18 protein-coding genes are annotated in these 21,526 nt (G+C 42.2%); 9 read left to right on the top strand and 9 right to left on the bottom strand.

Features of this window, described 5'->3' with window-relative positions; all coding sequences use genetic code 11:
- Positions 1 to 311: 311 nt before the first annotated feature.
- A complete protein-coding gene (locus tag N480_RS09170) occupies positions 312 to 3,485 on the top strand; it encodes a M43 family zinc metalloprotease (protein WP_063372211.1) in 3,174 nt (1,057 codons plus the stop codon).
- Between the two features lie 63 nt (positions 3,486 to 3,548).
- On the opposite strand, the gene N480_RS09175 is transcribed toward N480_RS09170, so the two are convergent.
- From N480_RS09175 to N480_RS09185, 3 genes are all read right to left on the bottom strand, one after another.
- Positions 3,549 to 6,305, bottom strand: a complete 2,757-nt coding sequence (locus tag N480_RS09175) for a tetratricopeptide repeat protein (protein ID WP_196761469.1) — start codon at positions 6,303 to 6,305, stop codon at positions 3,549 to 3,551.
- A gap of 353 nt (positions 6,306 to 6,658) precedes the next feature.
- Positions 6,659 to 6,802 carry a hypothetical protein gene (locus N480_RS09180; RefSeq protein ID WP_155732805.1) on the bottom strand — a complete coding sequence of 48 codons (144 nt, stop codon included), beginning with the start codon at positions 6,800 to 6,802 and terminating at the stop codon, positions 6,659 to 6,661.
- A gap of 82 nt (positions 6,803 to 6,884) precedes the next feature.
- Positions 6,885 to 7,484: a LysE family translocator gene (locus N480_RS09185; protein ID WP_063372214.1), complete on the bottom strand. Its 600-nt coding sequence runs from the start codon at positions 7,482 to 7,484 to the stop codon at positions 6,885 to 6,887.
- Between the two features lie 99 nt (positions 7,485 to 7,583).
- Between N480_RS09185 and N480_RS09190 the strand changes: the two genes are divergently transcribed.
- Positions 7,584 to 8,465 carry a LysR family transcriptional regulator gene (locus N480_RS09190; protein ID WP_063372215.1) on the top strand — a complete coding sequence of 294 codons (882 nt, stop codon included), beginning with the start codon at positions 7,584 to 7,586 and terminating at the stop codon, positions 8,463 to 8,465.
- Here the strand turns inward: N480_RS09190 and N480_RS09195 are convergent.
- Positions 8,462 to 9,982 carry an aldehyde dehydrogenase family protein gene (locus N480_RS09195; RefSeq protein ID WP_063372216.1) on the bottom strand — a complete coding sequence of 507 codons (1,521 nt, stop codon included), beginning with the start codon at positions 9,980 to 9,982 and terminating at the stop codon, positions 8,462 to 8,464. The genes N480_RS09190 and N480_RS09195 overlap by 4 nt on opposite strands.
- A gap of 153 nt (positions 9,983 to 10,135) precedes the next feature.
- On the opposite strand from N480_RS09195, the gene N480_RS09200 reads away from it, so the two are divergent.
- Positions 10,136 to 11,047, top strand: coding sequence for a helix-turn-helix domain-containing protein (locus N480_RS09200; RefSeq protein WP_063372217.1), 912 nt, complete (start codon positions 10,136 to 10,138; stop codon positions 11,045 to 11,047).
- Here the strand turns inward: N480_RS09200 and N480_RS09205 are convergent.
- Positions 11,044 to 11,499, bottom strand: coding sequence for a flavodoxin family protein (locus tag N480_RS09205; protein WP_063372218.1), 456 nt, complete (start codon positions 11,497 to 11,499; stop codon positions 11,044 to 11,046). The two genes, N480_RS09200 and N480_RS09205, sit on opposite strands and share 4 nt — an antisense overlap.
- Positions 11,500 to 11,593: 94 nt before the next feature.
- Here N480_RS09205 and soxR point away from each other — a divergent pair, with 94 nt between their 5' ends.
- From soxR to N480_RS09220, 3 genes are all read left to right on the top strand, one after another.
- Positions 11,594 to 12,094: a redox-sensitive transcriptional activator SoxR gene (gene soxR / locus N480_RS09210; protein WP_063372219.1), complete on the top strand. Its 501-nt coding sequence runs from the start codon at positions 11,594 to 11,596 to the stop codon at positions 12,092 to 12,094.
- 17 nt (positions 12,095 to 12,111) lie between these two features.
- Positions 12,112 to 13,896, top strand: coding sequence for a DUF885 domain-containing protein (locus tag N480_RS09215; RefSeq protein ID WP_063372220.1), 1,785 nt, complete (start codon positions 12,112 to 12,114; stop codon positions 13,894 to 13,896).
- A 241-nt stretch (positions 13,897 to 14,137) separates the two neighbouring features.
- Positions 14,138 to 15,607 (top strand): alpha/beta hydrolase, encoded by a 1,470-nt coding sequence (locus N480_RS09220; protein WP_063372221.1) that lies wholly within the window; start codon positions 14,138 to 14,140, stop codon positions 15,605 to 15,607.
- Between the two features lie 137 nt (positions 15,608 to 15,744).
- On the opposite strand, the gene N480_RS09225 is transcribed toward N480_RS09220, so the two are convergent.
- Positions 15,745 to 16,170: an MAPEG family protein gene (locus tag N480_RS09225; protein WP_063372222.1), complete on the bottom strand. Its 426-nt coding sequence runs from the start codon at positions 16,168 to 16,170 to the stop codon at positions 15,745 to 15,747.
- A 94-nt stretch (positions 16,171 to 16,264) separates the two neighbouring features.
- Here N480_RS09225 and N480_RS09230 point away from each other — a divergent pair, with 94 nt between their 5' ends.
- Both N480_RS09230 and N480_RS09235 read left to right on the top strand, forming a co-directional pair.
- Positions 16,265 to 17,233 carry a GlxA family transcriptional regulator gene (locus N480_RS09230; protein WP_063372223.1) on the top strand — a complete coding sequence of 323 codons (969 nt, stop codon included), beginning with the start codon at positions 16,265 to 16,267 and terminating at the stop codon, positions 17,231 to 17,233.
- A gap of 103 nt (positions 17,234 to 17,336) precedes the next feature.
- The gene (locus N480_RS09235; RefSeq protein ID WP_063372224.1) at positions 17,337 to 18,506 is read left to right on the top strand and encodes a DUF1624 domain-containing protein; all 1,170 of its coding nucleotides are present in this window, start codon (positions 17,337 to 17,339) and stop codon (positions 18,504 to 18,506) included.
- On the opposite strand, the gene N480_RS09240 is transcribed toward N480_RS09235, so the two are convergent.
- The 3 genes from N480_RS09240 to N480_RS09250 all read right to left on the bottom strand — a co-directional run bounded on the left by N480_RS09240 (position 18,493) and on the right by N480_RS09250 (position 20,312).
- Positions 18,493 to 18,960 (bottom strand): hypothetical protein, encoded by a 468-nt coding sequence (locus tag N480_RS09240; RefSeq protein ID WP_063372225.1) that lies wholly within the window; start codon positions 18,958 to 18,960, stop codon positions 18,493 to 18,495. The two genes, N480_RS09235 and N480_RS09240, sit on opposite strands and share 14 nt — an antisense overlap.
- A 24-nt stretch (positions 18,961 to 18,984) precedes the next feature.
- Positions 18,985 to 19,782 carry a PhzF family phenazine biosynthesis protein gene (locus N480_RS09245; RefSeq protein WP_063372226.1) on the bottom strand — a complete coding sequence of 266 codons (798 nt, stop codon included), beginning with the start codon at positions 19,780 to 19,782 and terminating at the stop codon, positions 18,985 to 18,987.
- A gap of 320 nt (positions 19,783 to 20,102) precedes the next feature.
- Entirely contained in the window at positions 20,103 to 20,312 is a 210-nt protein-coding gene (locus N480_RS09250; RefSeq protein WP_063372227.1) for a cold-shock protein, read from the bottom strand.
- A gap of 658 nt (positions 20,313 to 20,970) precedes the next feature.
- On the opposite strand from N480_RS09250, the gene N480_RS09260 reads away from it, so the two are divergent.
- Positions 20,971 to 21,522, top strand: coding sequence for an NADAR family protein (locus N480_RS09260; RefSeq protein ID WP_155732806.1), 552 nt, complete (start codon positions 20,971 to 20,973; stop codon positions 21,520 to 21,522).
- Positions 21,523 to 21,526: the final 4 nt, after the last annotated feature.

Genomic DNA, 21,526 nt, shown 5'->3' on the forward strand with positions numbered 1-21,526 from the left:
AAACTTTAAACACTTGTATTCTTTGCACTATTTCTATTTTCAGGCAATGAACACACCTGCCACAAAGTAACAAAAATACAAAAACATACATTATATTGTATACAATTAATTTTCATTGATGTAAGTTTAAAAACGCTTGATTCACACAAGATGTGGTAAAGGCAATAAGTAAAAAACTATAAGCATTTAATAATAAACAAAAAATACAATCACAATCGAGAGGTATAGGCAGCAATGCCAATTGTTAACCTGGATACGAGAATGCCTGTTTGCGTACCAGTCGTTAACAATCATAACTACAGGAGAACAACATGTATTTGTCTAAAACGGTGCTAACTTCGTCACCAAGTAACAGAGCATTAAATTACATTACAGCGGCTTTGCTATCTGCTTTCGCCACAGCCCCCGCATTGGCAGGTGAAACTGTAAAGCCATCATTGATAACCACAAATAACTCTGCAAGTGTTGCTGCTCATGCACAACATACTCACTCAGGGCAGATTTGTGGTACCGACCATAACGCGCAAAGCTGGTCCGCCATTCAAAAAGAAAATGCTCGCCAAGCAAAAATAAGCTCCAGCTTTGCTTCGCAAATTATGTCAACGCTCGCGACACAGGACGATCTCGCTGCTGAAAACGGCAATGGGGTGCCTGGCAGGTATTATATCCCTGTCGTTGTGCATGTTTATGGGGATAGGTATAACTGTGAGACTGGTACATACTGTTTAACAGAGCAAAAAATTATTGATGGTCTGAATAAATCCAATGAAGATTTTTTAGGCCTAATAACGGACGATGGTCCTATTGCACCTGAGTTTCAAGCTATCAGAAAAAATCTAAATATTGAGTTTGTCCTTGCTAAAAAAGACCCTAATGGCCAACCCACAAATGGTATAGTGCGCTATCCGGACAAGGCTGGATATGGTAAAGGCAGTGGTGTCGACGATCAAATTGCAGCGGATGCGTGGGACAACTTTAAATATATGAATATTTATGTTCAGCACGACCTGTACGACGATGGTTCAACAAATAACTCTGGGGTAGCTTGGTACCCGCAGCTTAGCATGTCTCAAAATGGTCTCTCGCGCGTGGTTTACAACGGTGATTACATCGGTGCGAATACCAATGAAAACTTCCGCTCAGTTTTGACCCATGAATTTGGCCACTGGCTCAATTTACCGCATACCTTTGATGGCAGCTGTACCGTTCATTCAGAAGCTTTCTGTAATGCAACCGGTGATGGATCGTGTGATACGCCACAAATGAGTAGCAGTATTTTACAAGACAATGCGAAGAACTGCTTAGGTCAGCCGACCAATACTGAAAACTTCATGCACTACTCAGATAATTACGCCATGTTTACCAAAGATCAAGTTGACCGCATGACAGCGGCACTTCATGGCCCTGCCCGTGCAACCATATGGTCCAACGCAAACCTAATTGCAACAGGCCTCGGCGAGTATACCAGTGACGCAGATCACCCATGGGACGGTACGTCAGGGGCAGTTGTACCTCCAAAAGGCACGGTTGTTCAGTCGTTTAGCGATCTATCAGCACAAAAAGGCGAAACTGATAATTTTGAGATCTCTGTACCCGAGGGCACGCAAGCTGTTGCTTTCTATCTTGACGGGTATGATGAAGATCCAGATATGTACGTTTCAAAAGGCAAAGCGCCAGTTAAAAATGGTGACTCATGGGATGCTGACTTTATTTCATTTAGAAGCGCGGGTTCACCTGAACTGGTTACACTATCCGCACCCTCTAGCACTGAAACTTACCACACCACAATTGATGCATTCAGTGCGTACTCAAATGCAACCTTAAGCATTATTTCGGGTATTGATAATACGCTATGCCAAGGCTGTGAGCGCGTATTCTTATCAGAAGTAAAAGGCCTAAAATCAGCCAAAGGCGCGGAGCCTAAAACCTATCAATTTGATATTCCCGCTGACGCTATTCGCACTGTTGCCGTCATACCCGGAGGCTATCAAGGCGACCCAGATCTTTACGCCAGCATGAATAAAGTGCCAACAACAGACAGTTTCGATTGTGGTCCATTCAGTGCACCAAGGCTCAGTGAGTATTGTGAGTTTTCGGCGGGAGGTGGCACGCTAAACCTGTTGGTCGATCCTTTCCTTGAATATAGTGATGCATCTCTAGTCGTTTACTATGAAAGAGCAACCGACTCTGAACTACCCATTGCGCAGGCCAATGGCCCGTACAGTGGCTTACTTGGTGAAAACATTTCGTTCAGTAGTGCGGGTTCTTTCGATAGCAATGGCAGTATCGCGAGCTACCACTGGGACTTTGGTGATGGCAATACATCGACCAGTGCAAACCCGGTCCATGCTTATCAACAAGCCAACACTTATACCGTTAAATTGACTGTAACAGACAACGATGGAAATTCAGCCAGCGATACTGCGAGTGCTCAAATTAAATCAGAAAACCTAGCGCCGGTGGCGAATGCAAATGGACCTTATACTGGCCAAACAGGGAAATCAGTTAGCTTTAGCAGCGCAAACTCTTCAGACCCAGACGGAAGTATTGTGAGCTACCAGTGGCAGTTTGGTGACGGTCAATCTAGTTCAGCTGCGAACCCTACGCATACCTATGCCGAAGCAGGAGACTACATAGCGTCACTGACTGTTACAGATAATGAAGGACTAAAACACACTGCGCAAGCCAACGTTAATATCACTGGCGTGGACTACTGTGAAGCTGATGGCAATACAAGATATGAATGGATAGCCAATGTGCAATCAGGCTCTTTCAGCAACCCATCTCAAGCTAATGGTTACAGTGACTTTACATCAAAGGTGATTAACTTAAATGAAGGAGATAACCAATTCACGTTAACCGCGGGTGGAAACTACACAGAGCATTGGGTCGCGTGGATTGACTTTAATGAAAATGGTCAGTTTGAACAATCTGAGCAAGTTATGAGTAACGTTTCTGGCAAAGGTGCTGTCACAGGCACAATCTCGGTGCCATCAGGTACTGTAGGTAAAACCGTTCGGATGCGTATCGCGATGAAATACGATGGTGCAGCAACATCACCGTGTGGGCGCATAGGAGACGGCGAAGTTGAAGATTACACTGTCACCATCAAACCGAGCGATGCTGATAAACAAGTGCCAAATGCATGTGCGACGCAGACACCAATCACAGGCGGTCGTCTTGAAGCTGGTCAAGCGGCCTGCTTGGGTGGCAATGGCACACTGTGGCTAAGTATTGGCGACATTAATTCGGCTCAAAATATCGCAATTACCACAGCGCATGGCCAAAGCAACTTACATATTTTATATAAAAATGGTGGTTGGCCCAGCGACAATGATAAAGACGCCGAGTCAAATTCAGGCACAACAACGGAGTGCATCACAGTTCCTGCTGGCACTCAATATTGGTCTTACTTAAAGATCTCAGGAGATGCCAAAGACACAAGTATTATTGTCGACTTTGATAGCCGTCAATGTAGGCAATAAATAACGAAAAGTTTCATCCTTATTCTCACCAAAAGCGCTGAATGAAACACTTCGGCGCTTTTTTTATCTTTGAATAATGCTCGCCGGCAGCGTGATATCAAAAGTGACGCCCTGCTCTGTACTGTCTCTATAATTTATTTGACCATCAAGCACAAAATTCATCAGGTTAAAGATCATGTATAAACCTAGCCCAACATTTCCCTCACTACGGGCAGTAGTAAAAAAAGGCTCGAAAATATGTGGTCTCGCCTCGCTGTCCATACCAACGCCATCATCACTAAAAGTAAGTTGTAAGCCGTCATCATCCGCGTGTACACCAATATGTATTGTCCCTGATTTATTTTTAAAGCCATGTTGCAAAGAGTTTTTACATAAGTCCTCGAATACCTTACCTAAGGCTTGCGTGTCACAATTTACGTGGATCTCCTCATGACAATCGATATCAACACTTAGCCCAGCCCCTTTTACATTATGTGTAACCATTGCCTGTATAAACTCTTTTAGCTGTACAGTTGTCGCAGAGCTTACATACTCATGTACCGATGCGTGCTTAAACCGCTTTACAAGCTGCGCCGCTCTACCAATATTGCTTTCTATAAGCTGAGTGCCTGATAGGGATACTTCAATAAAACTTTTGGTGTCGCTCAGAGTTAATTTGCTTGCTTCTAATTTTTCTTTAAACACAGCCAGCTCTTCTTGCAATACAGAGCTGGCCGTAACTGAGTTGCCCAAAGGGGTGTTCAGTTCATGAGATACACCAGTTACAAGACGCCCCAGCGATGCCATTTTTTGCGCTTCTAGTAACGAAGACTGGGTTGTTGTGAGCTCATCAAGCGTTGACGCAAGCTCATCCCTTGATTGTTGTAAGCTTATCGTACGCTCTTCCACCCGTTGCTCTAATGTTGCATTCAGCTCAGCAAGTGCCAATTCTGATGCTTTAATCTGAGAAATATCTTTTATGGTGCCACTCACACGTAAGGCTGCACCGTCTTCATCGCGCGCGGTAACCTTTCCGCGATCCAATACCCATAGCCAGTCCCCTGTTTGGGTCATCACACGGTAGCTCACCTCGTAAAAATCAATTTTTCCCTGCAAGTGCAAAGAAAAGCATTCTTGTAAGTGAGCAAAATCATCAGGATGAACAACCGATTTTATTTTTTCTAAATCAGTTCCTATGTATTCATTTGGCAAACGCAAGTCACGCGCTTGATTATCACGAGTAATGACACCAGATTGTAGGTCCCAATCCCATAGTTCATCCCCACTGCCCCACAATGCAAATGCCAAACGCTCTTTTGCATCGCTCACCAATTTGAGTGCAGCTTGCTTCACTTTTAATTGTTTATTTTTGCTGCGCCAAAAATACGCAAAAGACAAAATACTAAATACCAGTAATAGGCTAATAAATATGAAAAGCTGGCGGGTTGCTTGTTGTTTCAGCTCTAGATCCTTAATTTGATTTTGTTGTGTCAAATTTGCAATTTCACGTTTTTGCTCAGCCACATCAAATTCGATGGACAAGGCTCTAATTTGATATTGATTGTTAATAGTGTCCCATTTAGATTTCAGCTCATTATGCGCCTTCAAATACTCTAAGGCTTGTCCGATCTCCCCTTGCTCTTCAAATATCGAGGAAAGCTCGGCGTAATACTCTATCAGCCATGCGTCGCGCTCATGAGCTTTAGCCACGTCTATCGCTAACAGGTAAGATTGAATTGCTTGCTTGGCGTGATTTCGCTGTAGATGTAGCTTTGCAAATGCATGGTGAATTTCTGCGATTCTATCTTCCCAACGGGAGCCCTGATACAACGGAATACTCTTTAGCAAGTAATCTTCTGCCAGCGCTAACTGACCAGTTTTAATATATAACCGGCCCAAGTCGAGAAAAGTAGAGACATTCGGATCTGGCCGATCTAATGTTTTTTTAAGCGCCAATGCATTTAACAACGACTCCTCTGCCTTTCGGTAATCACCAACTAAACGGTACACACTGCCGAGTCGGTTGTAAGTATGAATGACGCCCAATTCGTAACCTAGCTTCTCCTTCAGGTGCAATGATTTATTATGCATTTCTACAGAGCGTTCGTAATCTGAGACCTCTTCCAAATAGGTACCCATATTGCTGTAATATATCGCAAGATTTCTTTCATCATTTAACGCCAAAGCATTGTCAATTGCTTGATTTTGATGAAGTAACACCTTTTCATAGAGCCCCATTTTCCTGTACAAAGAGGCCAGCCTTTGATGCAAAGATGCTACGCCTGACAACTTATTCAGTTTCTGAAATTGATCTAAACTATATAAATAATCTGCAAGTGCGGCTTGGTAGTCTTTTATTTTGGAGTTTAAATTTCCAGAAATGCGATAAGCTGTCGCTAAGTGTGATTCATGCCCAATTGACGTTGCTAAGGAAATCGCACTCTCGGTTAATAAATTGGCAGACTCCAAATTGTTCCTTCTTGATTCAATATCAGCATTTATCAAAAGGGCCAATACCTGCCCTTCTGCATTGTTACTCTGCTGGGCAATAGCAAGCGCTGTTTTGGCTAGCTCATTGGCGCGTGATAAGTCACCAAACGCAAAATAAGCTTTCGCCAAATAGCTATGTAATTTGGACGCTTGCGTTTCATTTGCAAACCTATCTAGGAGCTTCAATCCTGCTTCGCCATGTTTAATAGATGCCTCTGTATCAAAGTGATAATGCACTTTCACAAACTCAATAATTGCTGCAACTTTTGCAGCTCCTTCACTGCGCTCAATGGCGTTATGCATGGCTTCTACACTGTTTTGTGTGCTTGCAAGACAGCTTTCAACAGACAAGAAAAGACTCAATATAAGCAGGAGAGTTTTGATTATTAGATTTGAACTTAGCATTGTACGACCTGAACCACCCACCGCAAAGACTACCACTCTTTATAGTCCCTTAAATGAAAAATGCCTAGTTTTAATGCTCTAATCAAATACAAGGAAAGACTAAAAAATCAAACAAAGTCAGAAATTTATCCACGGTATTTGATTTAGAGAGAGTACTAAAGTTTAGAGTTCTAGAGGTGCCAACAGGTGACTAAAGTGCGTGCAATAATTGTATATAAAAACCATAAATGTAAAGGCTTTACAAGCAGTTTCGTAAAGCCTTTACAGTATTAGCAGCAACCTGTTTTAAAGCTTGCTGTTTAAATTAGAGGTAGTCCACCGATAAATAAATGCAGTACACCAAGCGCAATGGCTGCTAACCCGACTCGCTCCTCATAGGGCGTCAGTGCATTTTTAGCCTTTACAAACAATTCTACTTGGTTGAATTTAGGCTCGTTTTTCAAAAGTAAAACCCCGCTTCCAATAAAGAATGCAGAGTTGTGTTCACTGCACTGAACACTTATCACCCTCATCGATGCTATGTTATTACAAGGTGATATTAAGACCTATTAGTACATATCCGCATACCACTAGCAGTAACACGCCCGTTATCCGATTTAAACTGGTTATGTAACGCGAAAGAGAAAAAATATCGGACATTTTTTTACCTACGATGGCCCATAAACTTAGACTAAGAAAACAAATGATGCCGTATAAACAAACAAATACAATAAGTTGTGATAACTGGCCTTCTTCCACAAATAAGCTCGTACCGGCAATTGCTGCTAGCCAAGCTTTAGGGTTTAAAATCATCAAAGCAACTCCGGACCACACCCCAATTTGTGAATTTGATGAAGATTGTAAGTTCGAACCTGATCTAAAAAACTGTATTGCCAAGTAACAAATAAAACCACATCCTAACAACGCGACTAAGTTTGTTAGCCAAGCATATTTTTGAATAAGCAAATTGAGCCCGACTCCGGCGCAAAACAATACACTACTAAAACCAAGTGTTGCGCCTACTACAAAGGGGATGGTACGGCCCACCCCGTCTTTGACTGCACGTGAAAATATAATGACATTGACCGGACCTGGCGTAATCGACATTGAAAACGCATATAAACTCATAGCGAGTAAAGCAGACATCTTTCTCTCCTTTTTTCTTTACCAACTCAGTTTATACTTGGACCTTTTGGTTTATTAGATGATATAAATAGATTTAACTATTCTAAAAACTTACTCAATATGATTGATGATTTAAAAAGCATTGCCATTTTCTCAGCGGTTGTAGAGCATGGTTCATTTCGAGGCGCGGCAAGGGCGCTAAAGCTTTCTCCATCTGTTGTCAGTTATCATATTTCTACACTTGAAAAAAAGCTTGATGCAGCACTTTTATATCGTTCAACCCGCAAGTTATCTCTCACCCCACAAGGAGAAAAACTACACCAAGTCAGTGAAAAAATGCTTACTACAGTTGAGCATGGGCTGCTATCGATTACCGAGCAAAGTGCTGTGTTAAGAGGCAAGTTAAGCATTAGTTTACCAACAGCATTAACCCACTCAATATATGCTCATACACTGGCGGACTTTTGCAAAAACCACCCACACCTTGAAATCAACATTATTTACAGTGATGTGTTTGAAAACCTGATAGAAAAAGGTATTGATTTGGCGATACGTGCAGGCAACCTACCAGACAGTGATCTTAAGAGTAAACGACTTGGCGAAATTGAGAGAAAACTGGTCTGCACGAGTCACTTTTTAGCGCAATATGTTGCCCCATCACACCCTCGAGACCTTGCCCACATTCCATGGGTCAGACTAGCAAGTTTGCCAGCTAAGCGTCGCCTTTTTCACACAAAGTTTGGACATATGGATGTTGAGTTTCCATATCAGGTAACAGCCAATAGTGTTGAGGGCATGACGCAGCTATGTAAAGACGGCCTTGGCATTGCTACACCGCCGGCATATTTAGTGAAGGATTGTTTGCAAACCGGCGCATTAATTGAACTCTTACCGGGCTGGCGCGTATCTCCGATACCCGTGTTCGCTATCTGGCCTAATAACGCAACCAAAAAGAGCGCGACCATGCGATTAGTCGCGCATCTTGCAAAGGCTATAACTTAAAAGAACCCTAAAGGACTTTCACTATAGCTGACTAGAAGGTTTTTAGTTTGTTGGTAATGATCTAACGCTTTTTTGTGGGTCTCTCGGCCAATTCCTGAGCGCTTATAACCGCCAAATGCCGCATGGGCAGGATACATGTGATAGCAATTTGTCCACACTCTACCCGCTTCAATTTTACGACCAAATTGATATGCGCGATTCATATTCCGCGTCCAAACTCCAGCACCAAGGCCAAACTCGCTACTATTAGCCATTGCTAATGCTTCTGCCTCGTCTTTAAATGTGCACAGCGAAATCACAGGTCCAAAAATTTCCTCTTGGAAAACTCGCATATCATTGTGACCTTTAAGCAGCGTTGGTTGAATATAATAACCTTGCTCAAACTCATTATCGAGTTTTTCAACCTCTCCTCCCAAGAGTACTTTTGCCCCCTCTTGCTTACCAATATCGATGTAGCTCAATATCTTATCAAACTGCGCCTGTGAAGCTTGCGCCCCTACCATTGTTTCAGTATCTAATGGATTTCCACGCTTTATTTGCTGAGTCCGCTCGATCACTTTGGCGATGAACTCATCATAGATATCTTCTTGCACAAATAACCTAGACGGACACGTGCATACTTCGCCTTGATTAAAGTAAGCAAGTACAGCACCCTCAATACACTTACTTAAATACTCGTCATCTTTATCCATCACATCATTGAAATATATATTTGGTGATTTCCCACCCAATTCCACTGTAGACGGAATAATATTGTCTGCAGCACATTTCAAAATATGCGAACCAACTGGTGTAGAGCCAGTGAATGCAATTTTAGCGATTCGATTGCTTGTGGCGAGCGCTTCTCCTGCTTCTTTACCGAACCCATTTACTATATTAAGTACCCCACTTGGCAGTAAATCTTCAATCAATTCCACCAGCACTAAAATAGATACAGGTGTTTGTTCCGCAGGCTTTAAAACAACACAGTTACCAGCAGCCAGGGCCGGTGCAAGTTTCCATGCGGCCATAAGCAATGGAAAGTTCCAAGGGATGATCTGCCCAACGACACCCAATGGTTCATGAAAGTGATAGGCAACAGTGTGTTCGTCGATTTCTCCGATACTACCTTCTTGGGCACGGATACAGCCTGCAAAGTAACGAAAGTGGTCAGCTGCAAGTGGCACATCCGCGGCCAATGTTTCACGAATTGCTTTGCCGTTATCCCATGTCTCCGCCACAGCTAAGTACTCTAGATTCTCTTCGATACGGTCTGCAATTTTCAACAAAATGTTGCTGCGCTGAGTAACCGACGTTGTACCCCACCGCTCTTTTGCCTGATGCGCTGCGTCTAGTGCCAGTGTTATATCTTTCTCGTTTGAACGCGCAACTTGGCAAAAACATTTGCCATTCACGGGGCTGATATTTTCAAAGTATGCACCATCGACTGGTGGGGTCCATTTTCCGCCAATATAATTCTCATACTGAGATTTAAAATTCACAATGGCTTCTGGTGAATTAGGATTAGCATAAATCATAAGTGCCTCTTCAATTCGATGTTGTCATTAATTATTGGCCACATTAACGTGGTCTTTTTTTTCATTTGATTGACATTAATAAAAAGGCAGATTAAAAACTTAACAATCCGTACAAAAAGTTTGCGCACGAGTCCAAACAAGGAACATACATAGATGCTAGAACAACTGAACAAGCAAAGACAAAAAGTTTCTTCATTGGTTGAGAATCGGGTTCATTTTGCAGCCAAAGATGTTGAGCTAAGTATCTATGATACTTATGAAAATGCAGAACGCATTCGTCTGTGTTCCAGTGAGGTTTTATTTTGCGGAATGTTAGCGGGTAAAAAAGTCATGCATGTCGACAGCTGCGACTACCATAAACCATTTTTGCCAAATGAGAGTTTCGTACTTGCACCGCATCAAGCTGTTTATATCGATTTCCCAACAGCCTGTTTAGATAAACCTACCACGTGCCTTGCAATTGAAATAAGTAAAGACAAAATTACGTCTGTGGCGGATAGGCTCAACTGTGAGTACCCGACACAACAAAGCCACTTTGAATACCATAATGAGCTAGTGCACAATGAGCATAACGCACAAACTCAGCAGTTGCTAAACCGGCTGATACAGCTCTTTAGCGAAAATGACCCACAACGTGCCTTTTACATAGATTTGGCGTTAAACGAATTGGTCGCACGGTTATTGCAACAGCAAAGTCGTGACTTTTTATTTAAACAAATAAGCCACGGTCATTTCAGTACAGGCATACATGCCGCAATTGATTATTTGCAAAAAGACTTGTCGCAACATTTGAACATTGAGCAGCTTTCAAAAATTGCATGTATGAGTCGCAGCAAATTCTTTGATCAGTTTAAAGCTATGATGGGCACGACACCTCAGCAATGGTTGCATGGGCAAAGGTTAATGTCTGCTCGTGACCAACTCAAACAAGGTCAAAATGTGACAAGCGTCGCGTTTGCGCTGGGGTTTAGCCACCCCAGCCAATTGAGTCGAAGTTTTAAAAAAGCATTTAACCAAACCCCGAAACAATTCCAAACGCAGCACCTAAATAGCAATCAAGACTAAGGCTGTGCTTGAAATTGCCTATGGTGAGTACCTTTAAGTGTCATCCCTAAATACTCAAATGTTTTTTGCAGCATTTCTATAAAGGCATTGGGTGCATCTTTATGAATAGATGTAGATAATATAGAAAAATGTTTGTCACGCAGTGCTCTAAGCTCAGGCTGAAGTACATCGTCATCCATAAATTCAGTGATACGATCAATAAACGCCTTCATTCTCGGCGTGACGGCATACCAATATACAGGGGATGCAAAAACCACATGATCATACTGTAAAACCGCTCGGAATAAGCCCCTAAAATCATCATCTTTGTTGGCGTGCTCATAGCTATAGTCATGAATTATATAGTCATCTAAAAAAAGCGTCTGGGCATTGTACTCACGCGCTAGCTCCTCTACTGCGTGCGCCGTGTTACCATTTTTGCTTGCACTTGAGTACACAATTATTGTCTTCAAAGTTATTCTCCTATGGTTGATTTGCTGCTAGGCTAAAACCTCAACCTAGCTTTAGGTAAAGAATTTTTTAAGCATTTTTTCAAGGGGCTATAAAATGACTGTGGCAAGTGAAAGAGATGAACCCAGGCTCAGTGTAGGGCAAGTGGCCAAGCGTGCAGACGTCGCGGTTTCTACATTGCACTTTTATGAAACTAAGGGCCTGATCCGCAGTTGGCGCAACGCGGGAAACCAAAGGCGATACAAAAAAGACGTTTTACGGCGTATTGCAGTAATCAAAGCAGGGCAGAAAATGGGAATTTCGTTAATCGAGATAAAACAGACCCTATCCACCCTGCCCGAAAGCCGAACCCCAAATAAAGAAGACTGGGCAAGAATGTCACGCTTTTGGCAGGCACAATTAGATGAAAAAATTGCTTACATGATGCGTGTAAGAGAAATGGTCGACGGCTGCATTGGTTGTGGGTGTTTATCGATGAAATCATGCCCCATGTACAACCCTGAGGATATTGTAGCTACAGAAGCTAATGGTGCAGTCTGGCTTGACCACCCAGAGCAAGCCAAGGCGGCAAAAAATTGCTATGATAGCCAAAATTAAAAAATAGGAACAAGCGAATGAAAAAGACCGCGCTCACCCTTGCTGTCGCTGCTGCTCTCACGTTGGCAGGCTGTACTTCAACTAATTCAACGACTGAGACTCAGTCAAAGCCTATAGCACAAGTTACGCAAAACCAAACATTCAAGGTATTTTCAGAGCAATTTATTGAAGACTTATGGCGCCAATACCCCGAGTACTCTCAGTACGCAGGCTATGGAAAATATGATGATGTCATTACCATTCCAAATTCAGCAACACGCGCGAGCAACGTCAAATTCAGCAAAGAAAAACTCGCCGAGCTATACAGCTTTGATCTCAATACGCTAAGTGGCAACCAAAAAACCGATTATTACTTAATCGAAAACAGCTTGAAAAAAGCGATTTGGGACATCGAAAAGTTTAAGGGCTGGCAATGGAACCCGTCTAACTACAACGTCTCATACGGTTTTGCAAGCATCTTAAACAGTCGCTTCAAGTCAGAAGCTGAAAAGTACAAAACGGTATTAGAGCGACTAAAGTTTGTGCCTGATTATTATGCTGCGGCACAGGAAAACATTGACACACCAACACTTGAATACACTCAATTGGCCATTGCTCAGAATCAAGGTGCCTTCTCAGTGTTAAAAGATGATTTGCTTGAGCAAGTCGATGCATCTGAGGAGCTCACAGCGACAGAAAAAGCACTGTTTAAAACACGCTTTGCAGATGCTAAAACAGCAATCAATGGTTATATAGACTTTTTAACTAAGCTTGAGACTGAGCTGGCCGAAAATGGCAAAGCGCGTAGCTTTAGGATCGGTGAAGAGTTATACGAAGAGAAGTTTGCATTTGATATCCAGTCAGGTTACTCAGCAAAAAAAATGTATGAAAAAGCACTTGCAGACAAAGCCCGAGTAACCAAAGAAATGGTTAGACTCACCGACCAGCTTTGGCCTAAATACTTCGCTGATACCCAAAGACCAGCTGATGATACACAAGCGATCTCAAAGCTCATTAAACACCTGTCACAAAATCATGTTGCAAAAGAAAATTTCGTAACCGAAATAAAACGTCAGATCCCATTACTAGAAAAGTTTGTAATGGAAAAAGACTTGATCACGCTTGATCCAGAACGTCCACTTGTAGTGCGTGAGACGCCAGAATACATGCGCGGATTTGCAATGGCATCGATTTCTTCGCCAGGCCCTTACGACAGCAAAGAAAATACTTATTACAACGTCGAGCCATTGGAGTTGCGCAGCGAGGAGCAAGCAAGCTCAATATTGAGAGAGTACAACCACTGGATTTTACAGATCCTCAATATCCATGAGGCAGTCCCAGGCCACTACACCCAGCTTGTATACGCTAACAAATCTCCTTCATTGGTGAAAAGCATCTTGCGTAATGGCGCAATGATCGAAGGTTGGGCGGTGTACACTGAACGCATGATGCTAGAGGAAGGCTATGGTGATCACGAGCCTGAAATGTGGCTTATGTACTACAAGTGGAACTTGCGTGTTATCTGCAACACCATTTTAGATTATGGCATTCAAGTAAAAGGAATTAGCCGTGACGAGGGCCTTGATCTGTTAATGAATGGTGCATTTCAAGAACGTGCTGAGGCCGAAGGTAAATGGCGTCGTGCGACATTAAGCCAAGTGCAATTAACCAGTTATTACAGCGGCTATCGTGAAATCTATGATTTACGTGAAAAGCAAAAAGAGAAACTAGGTAAAGATTTTGACTTAAAAGCTTTCCATGAAGAATTCTTGAGTTATGGTAGTGCACCAGTCAAATACATCAATCAACTGATGAACGACTAAGCACACCACGCAGAGCCCCTAAATGGGGCTTTATTTCATTTAGGTCGCAGACTCCCTTTATAATCCCACCCGTTTCAAGTTGACTGAAACCACGATTACTCATCTTACTACAGGCTGTGACAGCTCTAATCGTTACGCATTTTGGAGCCCCAACAAAATTGTCATAAATAAAACTATAAATTAGCTAAATATTTGAAAAACTTCCCCGTCTTTATTCTCAGTAAGTCAACAAGGAACCATTATGAAATACGTATCACACTTACTTGGCGGGGTCGCGTTCGCGTTATCTGTTACTGCCAATGCTTCTGTTTTTCCAGATCCACAAAACCTACTTACTCATTACTTGAGCGGTCAACCTACAGACGGGGATGCTCCGTTGACGGCCAGTATGGGCTATTTTGAAGAGCACGATCAAGCTCTAAGAGAAATGCTTAGCAACAACTCTCCTGAAATTGAGCGCATCTTACGTGGGGCAAGCTACTGCTATGCTGCAGTCGCGACTAAACCAGCTGTTACTCAACTACCTAAGCTATTTAGCCAAGACGGACAATGCAAAAAAGTACAAGCACACACCGCTGCAAGAGGCTGGTATTACACTGACGCACAATGTACACGCGCAATTGAATATAAAAATGAAACAGACACAGCGTTTTGCCTCAGAGAGTTTGACTACAAAGCTGAAAAATATGGCAGTAGTGAAGATCTAAACTATGTACGCGATGCATGGATGCCAGGTTATAGCGCAACGCTTCCCGTTACAACTCGCCCACAAAACTTCTCTGAAGTGCCTTTGGTACAGCGTACGACTTATAAAACAACATACAGTGAACGAGGAGCTTGCCACCTAGAAATGCGTGTTTATAAAAACGCTAACAATCATAACGCCACACCGCTTATGATGATCCATGGTGGAGGTTGGTTAGAAAGATTGGGCACTGCGCGTACCGCTGAAGCACAAATAGCACAATTCACCGATGCCGGATTCGTGGTCTATATGCCTTATTATCGCCTAGTTGAAGATAGAGAAGCAGGACCTGCGTGTAACCAAGTTAGCATCGAAGACAGCAAGCACGATATTCGCGACGCTTACTTGTGGGCCCTGTTCAACAACTACAAATATACTCAAAGTAATAAGTCTATTCGCTTAACCGGTCAATCCGCTGGCGGTCATATGTCGGTGTGGTTGTCTCAGCAATTTCCGTTTATGGTAGAGAAAATTGCGCCAATGTTCCCAGTGCCTGACTTTGCACACCAGCTAAAGGAGGTACAAGACGGTACTTATGTGCACGGTTATATAGAGAGAATGATTGCCATCTTGTCTGGTAAGTCAGACTGGCGAGAGTTAACTGGTAATGAAGCTGTCATCGTCAACAATAGCTTGCTCGAATATATCGAAGATTACCCGTTTTTAGCACCTGATATGTTCATTAGCCATGGTATGGCCGACACCATCGTATCCCCTAGTCAATCATTGAGACTGTGTAACGCATTAGCAGGTGACATCCTAAATGGTCCAGCACAGGTCAATGAATTAGCGTTTACAAAACAATATGCGCAGATCCAATGCCGCACTGGCAGTGAGTTGCATTTACTGGAAAAAGCCAATCACCATTTTGATGGCTGCGGTTTAGGTTTATGTGATGTAGGTGGTGCGGACGGTCTAGCCTCTACACAAGCACTCATCACCAATATGATCGAATGGTTAAAGTAAATCAACCCGATTAAAAATTATGTCCTCGTTTTTTAACGAGGCATCCTCACTGGGCCACACAGTTTAAAGTGGCAAAACAATGATACCTACCAAAGCAAGGCCTTAGCCTTGCTTTTTTGTTGTAACTATCGAGCTCGTTACAGTCCACCTTTGCCTAACGACATTAAGACGAACCACACACTCCAACCTATAAACAAACTTAAGCTCGACAAGCCAAACGCGTAGGTACGGCGTCTAATATTTGTACCACGTACATGCTCATAACAATGCCAATATCTTGCTAAGACGAAGACAGCCGATAACACGAACCATCCCAACCCCGAAGCACCTTCAACATGCAGTAACAGTAATAAACAGATAAATAACACGGGCTGTTGGTACTGATTGTCATAACTGTTGCCCAGCAATCGTGTCCGAGTACTCATTTCTTCTTTTAGTACAAAATTCACTGCATTTAACGACAGCTCTTTGCGTCGAACCGCTTTGATACGCATGCAAGCAGTCGCCAACCAAAGCCAGAGAAACAGTATAATCAGAGTAAAAATTGGGTATTGAATCCACATCTGTTATTTCCTTTTGTTAAGTGTATGACTACTTTACAAGTACCTCCGCGCGCCCTAAAGTGGCACTAGCGACACATTTCGAGGTAAAAACGACATGAAAGTAGTGCTTCTATGTCAAAAAGGCGTTATGGCCAGTGCCTTAACGGGCATCGTTGATGTACTCAATGTAACCAACCGTGTGATTAAGAAGGAGTTCTATCGGTGGCAAATCGTTGCTCTGGAAGACAAAGAGATAACGAGCAGCCAAGGGCTTGTTTTTAAAGCAGACTGTCTACTGAGCGAATTAACTGATTTTGATGTTTTAGTCGTTATTGGCAGCCAGTATCAAAATGATAAACAGCTATGGCAAGAGTGCCAGTTATTTTCACAATATAAAAAGGTACTGCATGGCAAGCTGAAAAATAAATCGCACTCAACACTCGTAGCAGGGTGTTGCGGCGTTGCCTATGCCGCGGCATTAGACCTATTGAGCGACCAGAAATTTACAGCGAGCTGGTGGCTCGAAGCTTTTTTTAATCGTTATTATCCACACTTAAAACTAGACACGAAACCAATTTACCTGTGCGATCAAAACTTGTATACCGCAGGAGCTGCACATAGTTACATGTATGTTGTTCTGGCTTTGATAACTCAACAAATCGGAAGCAATGTCGCTAATAAGGTCGCAAACTGGCTTGCAATACCTGAACCCCAACTTCACCAAACTGCATTTTTGATGAGTAGTGCACTCGAGCAGCACAAAGACGCTACAGTACTTAAGGTGCAGCAACATATTAAAAATCAACTTAAAACTCAGCATTCGCTCCAGCAGTTGTCTTTATTAGCCTGTGTTTCAGAACGCACGCTCATCAGGCGTTTTAAGTCTGCTATCGGTATGACGCCATTTGAATATATCCGCTTACTTCGACTTGAAAGAGCCAAAGAAGAACTGATCTATTCTAACCAGCGAATTGGTGACATAGCGGCATCGGTTGGTTACCAAGACACTCAGGCCCTCGCAAAACAGTTTAAACGACATTTTGGGAAGTCTATTAACGAAATACGCGCTCAGCTCTCATTTTAATAGCGATACCAGCTATACATCTGCGAATATAAAACACAAAAATGTTTATATATTGTTTTTTATTTGTTAAAAATAAAAAACAATAAGCAGCGAGGCTTGAAATGTGACAACTCAACATAGACTGATCTCACTAGATGTTTTACGCGGTATTATTATAGTTTTAATGGCATTGGATCATACTCGCCACTACTGGGCTATTACCCCTTTCCTACCAACTGACTTAGACCATACTTCGCCAGCCTGGTTTTTTACCCGTTGGATAACACATTTTTGTGCCCCCTTGTTTGTATTTTTAACAGGTATCAGCGCTTATCTCTATAGAGAAAAGGTTCAGTCTAAATTATTACTGCGAAATTATTTATTGAGTCGAGGTTTATGGCTGATTTTGTTAGAAGTAACCGTGATTAACTTCAGTTGGCAATTTGCTTTTGACGTTGTGTTTTTACAGGTCATATGGGTTATCGGCTGGTCTATGATCCTACTTGCGGGACTAATTTACCTGCCTATGAAATTACTTGCAGCCGTATCATTATCTGTCATCGCATTTCATAACTTACTCAATGACAGTGAAATAACCAGTGCAATGGGGCCTCAACTTGCTTGGCTATGGCATTTATTACACATGCCAGCGGTGGTCGGTCAAGGTAATCAATTGCAAGTTTTTATTGTCTATCCACTCATACCTTGGTTTGCGGTCATGGCACTTGGTTATTGTATCGCGCCTGTATTTACAATCAGTAGCGCATCCAGATACAAAGCCCTTGCAAGCTGCGGGCTCATTTCAATTGCGCTGTTCATCATACTCAAGGTCAGTAATGCCTACGGAGACCCTAATCAATTTGAAGTGCAGGCTAGCGTAATTAGTTCACTAATGTCCTTACTGAATAATACCAAGTACCCTCCTTCACTGCTTTATTTATTAATGACGATAGGGCCAGGATTACTGTTGCTCATCGCCATAGAAAAGGTGAGCGACTTAAACCCTAAAACGTTATGGCTTAATTGGCTACGCGTATTTGGAGGCGTCCCCTTATTCTATTATTTAGTCCATATTCCAGTGATTAACCTCAGCTCGAAGTTGTTCGCATGGCTTCAATATGGACGCACAGTTAACTTCCTTGAAAACCCAGAAACATGGCCAGCCCTTTACCAACCCAACCTATGGCTCGCATATCTAATGTGGGTAATTCTTACTATAACTTTGTATTTACCGTGTAAGTATTACCTCAATACCAAACGCACGAGCCAAAACTGGCTCGTTAAGTATCTGTAGCGGTGTTTGACTGAAGTGGTGGAATAGAAGGCAACCACTTCAGTGCTAAGAAAGTGAACACGCCACAGACAAACCAGAGGACACTCGCGACTACACTAAACAAAGTGACAAGCTCCGGCACAACAAAACTCCCCCCAATACCTGCTAAACCGCGCAATGTACATAATATCGCTATAGTAATTAGCGCCAACTTCGTTAATGGTAGGCGCACAATATAGCCGGCTCCTGCTAATGCGTATGCAGCACACAGCGCAAATAACCCCGACACAAACACAGTCGCGATGGGAGCCAACAATGTTCCTTGTATTGCAGATTCAATTAAAAATTCTGGTGCTAATTGCGCGCGATAACAGGATTCACCTAAAGGAATACACGCCATATGGGCGACGACTGTAATAGCTGCCATTAGCGCCACAAATAGTAAACCTAATATTGCTATTCTTTCTTTATTCATGACTTCTCTCAAGTGACCTGTCTATTATACGAAAATACACCCTTTTAAATACAACACACCTTCACCAACTAAAGTAACTCGAGCAGAGTCAAAGTCCACATCACAAGTTAAATGCCCGCCACGGGCTGAAGCTTGGTAAGCCTTAAGTGTACGCTTATTGAGTTGCTCCGCCCAAAATGGTGCAAGGCCTGTGTGTATAGAACCTGTGACTGGATCCTCATCACCCCCGTTAGCTGGCCAAAAGTACCGTGATACAAAATCTGCATCGTCACCTTTTGCTGTCACGACCACGTCAAAAGGTGCCAGTTGCTTCAATAAATCAGACTGATATACCACCTGTTCAACTTCATGTTGCGTGTCATACACAACGAAATAAGCTTGGCGATTTTTTAGTACCTTATTGGGTGTAATTGAAAGACCAGCCAAAAGTTCCGCTGGCACATCTAATATTGGCTCAGGTTTTTGCATAGGAAAATTCATCACAATTTCCCCATTATTTTGAGAGGTAACAGTGAGGCTTCCTACTTTATTGGTTGTAAACTCAACCTTGTTATGCACATCTAGGTGATTGAATAACACAAATGCGGTAGCAAGTGTTGCATGGCCACAAAAATCGATTTCGGTCAGGGGCGAGAACCAGCGAATATGATAGCCATTGCTTGAGTTTTTAACGATAAATGCGGTTTCTGAAAGATTATTTTCCGATGCGATCTTTTGCATGAGTTCATCGCTAATCCATTGTTCTAGCGGTACGATAGCGGCGGAGTTACCTTTAAATTGTGCATCGGTAAACGCATCCACAATAAAAATATCAAGCTTCATTTTATTCTCACTGTTGGGAGCTGTTACTGAGAATGTACCGAAATAAGCTGCTGAAATATAGCTCAAAAGTAAACTTTATTTATCGTAATCTTCAAGTCGATACTTCTAACAAAGCAAGCAAAGCCATATTTTATAGGTAAAACGTATCTGTGATAGCTCGCTGCAATATTGCAATCTGTCATAACAAGCCAAAGCTACTTCTCTACAGGGAGTGAGTTTTCAAATAAAGGGTTAATAAATTAGGAGGGTGGTTTTTAAATTAAAATTTTGAGTGGGGATTCATTGGGTGTGATTTAGCAATCACACCCAAACATAACTATTTATACTACAGTTACGTTTTCAGCCTGAGGACCTTTAGCGCCCTGAGATACTGTGAAGCTAACTTTTTGACCTTCAGTCAAAGAACGGAAGCCTTCAGATTGAATTGCTCTGTAGTGAACGAATACGTCAGGTTGACCATTTTCTTGAGCGATAAAGCCAAAACCTTTTGACTCGTTAAACCATTTTACAGTGCCTGTTACTTGAGACATAATTGAACCTATTTAGTTAAAATTTAAAAAAGATGTACAGTATTGGAAGTAAAGTGAGTGACTAAAATTAGGTTTTACGAACAAAACAGAAACTAAAGCAAACAACAAATAAATCAAATATCTTCATACACGGCGTAGGATACACTGAATAAAATCGTTGTCGAGTACTTTTCACTAGTTTTTTTGCAGATTTACACGAACAAGCAGCCTGAGTCATTGATTAATAATTAAACATGCCATAAAAACACAGCTCTGACTGGGCTGATAGTCGGTTTTTCCTTTTCGTTTACGTCTTTTAGCACGAACTGGGCCATATTTATTACACGCTTGTTCGTCGTCGACATTAAAAAGTTGGCTTAATACACATAAAGCTGTGCAAACGACTCAATGCTCTCTACAAGTTTTGAAGTTACTTATAGACTGGAAAAACACATTGCCTCTGGGCAATAAGCCTTTTGCCTTAAACATCAGGCTTAAGCCCAGAGATAAAATCAGCATCCCGGTATCAGGTACGCTGGTGATATTATTTCTTTCATAAATTGACGGCGGCAACCAATTATCCACCATGTTTGTGATAAACTAGGTTCAACCCACCAGATATACCTCTCCACATAATTAGTGCATATTTTCAACTTTAGATAAGCTTAGGAGTACAAAGTTGATAGACAATAACGCAGCTTTATTTGCATATATAGAGCAAGGGAATAGCCCTAAATTCATTTATTTCTGGGGTCATCAAAAACCCAAACATGGTGTTTCTAAATCTTGCTTCAGCCAATGGTTTGATGCACCATTTACAGACGCCAACAACCGGTTTGCAACCGCGGAGCATTATATGATGTTCGCTAAAGCAACCCTTTTTAATGATCTTGATGTCGCAGCAAAGGTGCTGGCTTCTGAGAGCCCGAAAGAAGCCAAAAAGCTTGGGAGACAAGTAAAAAACTTTGACGAACAACTGTGGAATGCAGAGCGCTTCAACATTGTTGTTAAAGCTAACCAACTTAAGTTTGAGCAAAACCCAGAATTAAAAGCTTATTTACTAGACACTTCACATAGCGTGATAGTTGAAGCAAGTCCTGTCGATAAAATTTGGGGCGTTGGGCTTAGTGAAGACAACCCATTAATTTCGGACCCAAAAAATTGGCAAGGTCTTAATTTATTAGGGTATGCACTAATGGTTGTCAGAGACAAACTTGCACAAGATAATTAGCCCC

This window comes from Pseudoalteromonas luteoviolacea S2607 (assembly GCF_001625575.1).
GTDB classification, from domain to species: Bacteria; Pseudomonadota; Gammaproteobacteria; order Enterobacterales; family Alteromonadaceae; genus Pseudoalteromonas; species Pseudoalteromonas luteoviolacea_E.

What these genes read in the sequence shown, in the direction of transcription:
- N480_RS09170 (WP_063372211.1), top strand. Translation starts at nt 312, where the DNA reads ATGTATTTGTCTAAAACGGTGCTAACTTCGTCACCAAGTAACAGAGCA.
- N480_RS09185 (WP_063372214.1), bottom strand. Translation starts at nt 7,484, where the DNA reads ATGTCTGCTTTACTCGCTATGAGTTTATATGCGTTTTCAATGTCGATT.
- N480_RS09190 (WP_063372215.1), top strand. Translation starts at nt 7,584, where the DNA reads ATGATTGATGATTTAAAAAGCATTGCCATTTTCTCAGCGGTTGTAGAG.
- N480_RS09195 (WP_063372216.1), bottom strand. Translation starts at nt 9,982, where the DNA reads ATGATTTATGCTAATCCTAATTCACCAGAAGCCATTGTGAATTTTAAA.
- N480_RS09200 (WP_063372217.1), top strand. Translation starts at nt 10,136, where the DNA reads ATGCTAGAACAACTGAACAAGCAAAGACAAAAAGTTTCTTCATTGGTT.
- soxR (WP_063372219.1), top strand. Translation starts at nt 11,594, where the DNA reads ATGACTGTGGCAAGTGAAAGAGATGAACCCAGGCTCAGTGTAGGGCAA.
- N480_RS09215 (WP_063372220.1), top strand. Translation starts at nt 12,112, where the DNA reads ATGAAAAAGACCGCGCTCACCCTTGCTGTCGCTGCTGCTCTCACGTTG.
- N480_RS09220 (WP_063372221.1), top strand. Translation starts at nt 14,138, where the DNA reads ATGAAATACGTATCACACTTACTTGGCGGGGTCGCGTTCGCGTTATCT.
- N480_RS09225 (WP_063372222.1), bottom strand. Translation starts at nt 16,170, where the DNA reads ATGTGGATTCAATACCCAATTTTTACTCTGATTATACTGTTTCTCTGG.
- N480_RS09230 (WP_063372223.1), top strand. Translation starts at nt 16,265, where the DNA reads ATGAAAGTAGTGCTTCTATGTCAAAAAGGCGTTATGGCCAGTGCCTTA.
- N480_RS09240 (WP_063372225.1), bottom strand. Translation starts at nt 18,960, where the DNA reads ATGAATAAAGAAAGAATAGCAATATTAGGTTTACTATTTGTGGCGCTA.
- N480_RS09245 (WP_063372226.1), bottom strand. Translation starts at nt 19,782, where the DNA reads ATGAAGCTTGATATTTTTATTGTGGATGCGTTTACCGATGCACAATTT.
- N480_RS09250 (WP_063372227.1), bottom strand. Translation starts at nt 20,312, where the DNA reads ATGTCTCAAGTAACAGGCACTGTAAAATGGTTTAACGAGTCAAAAGGT.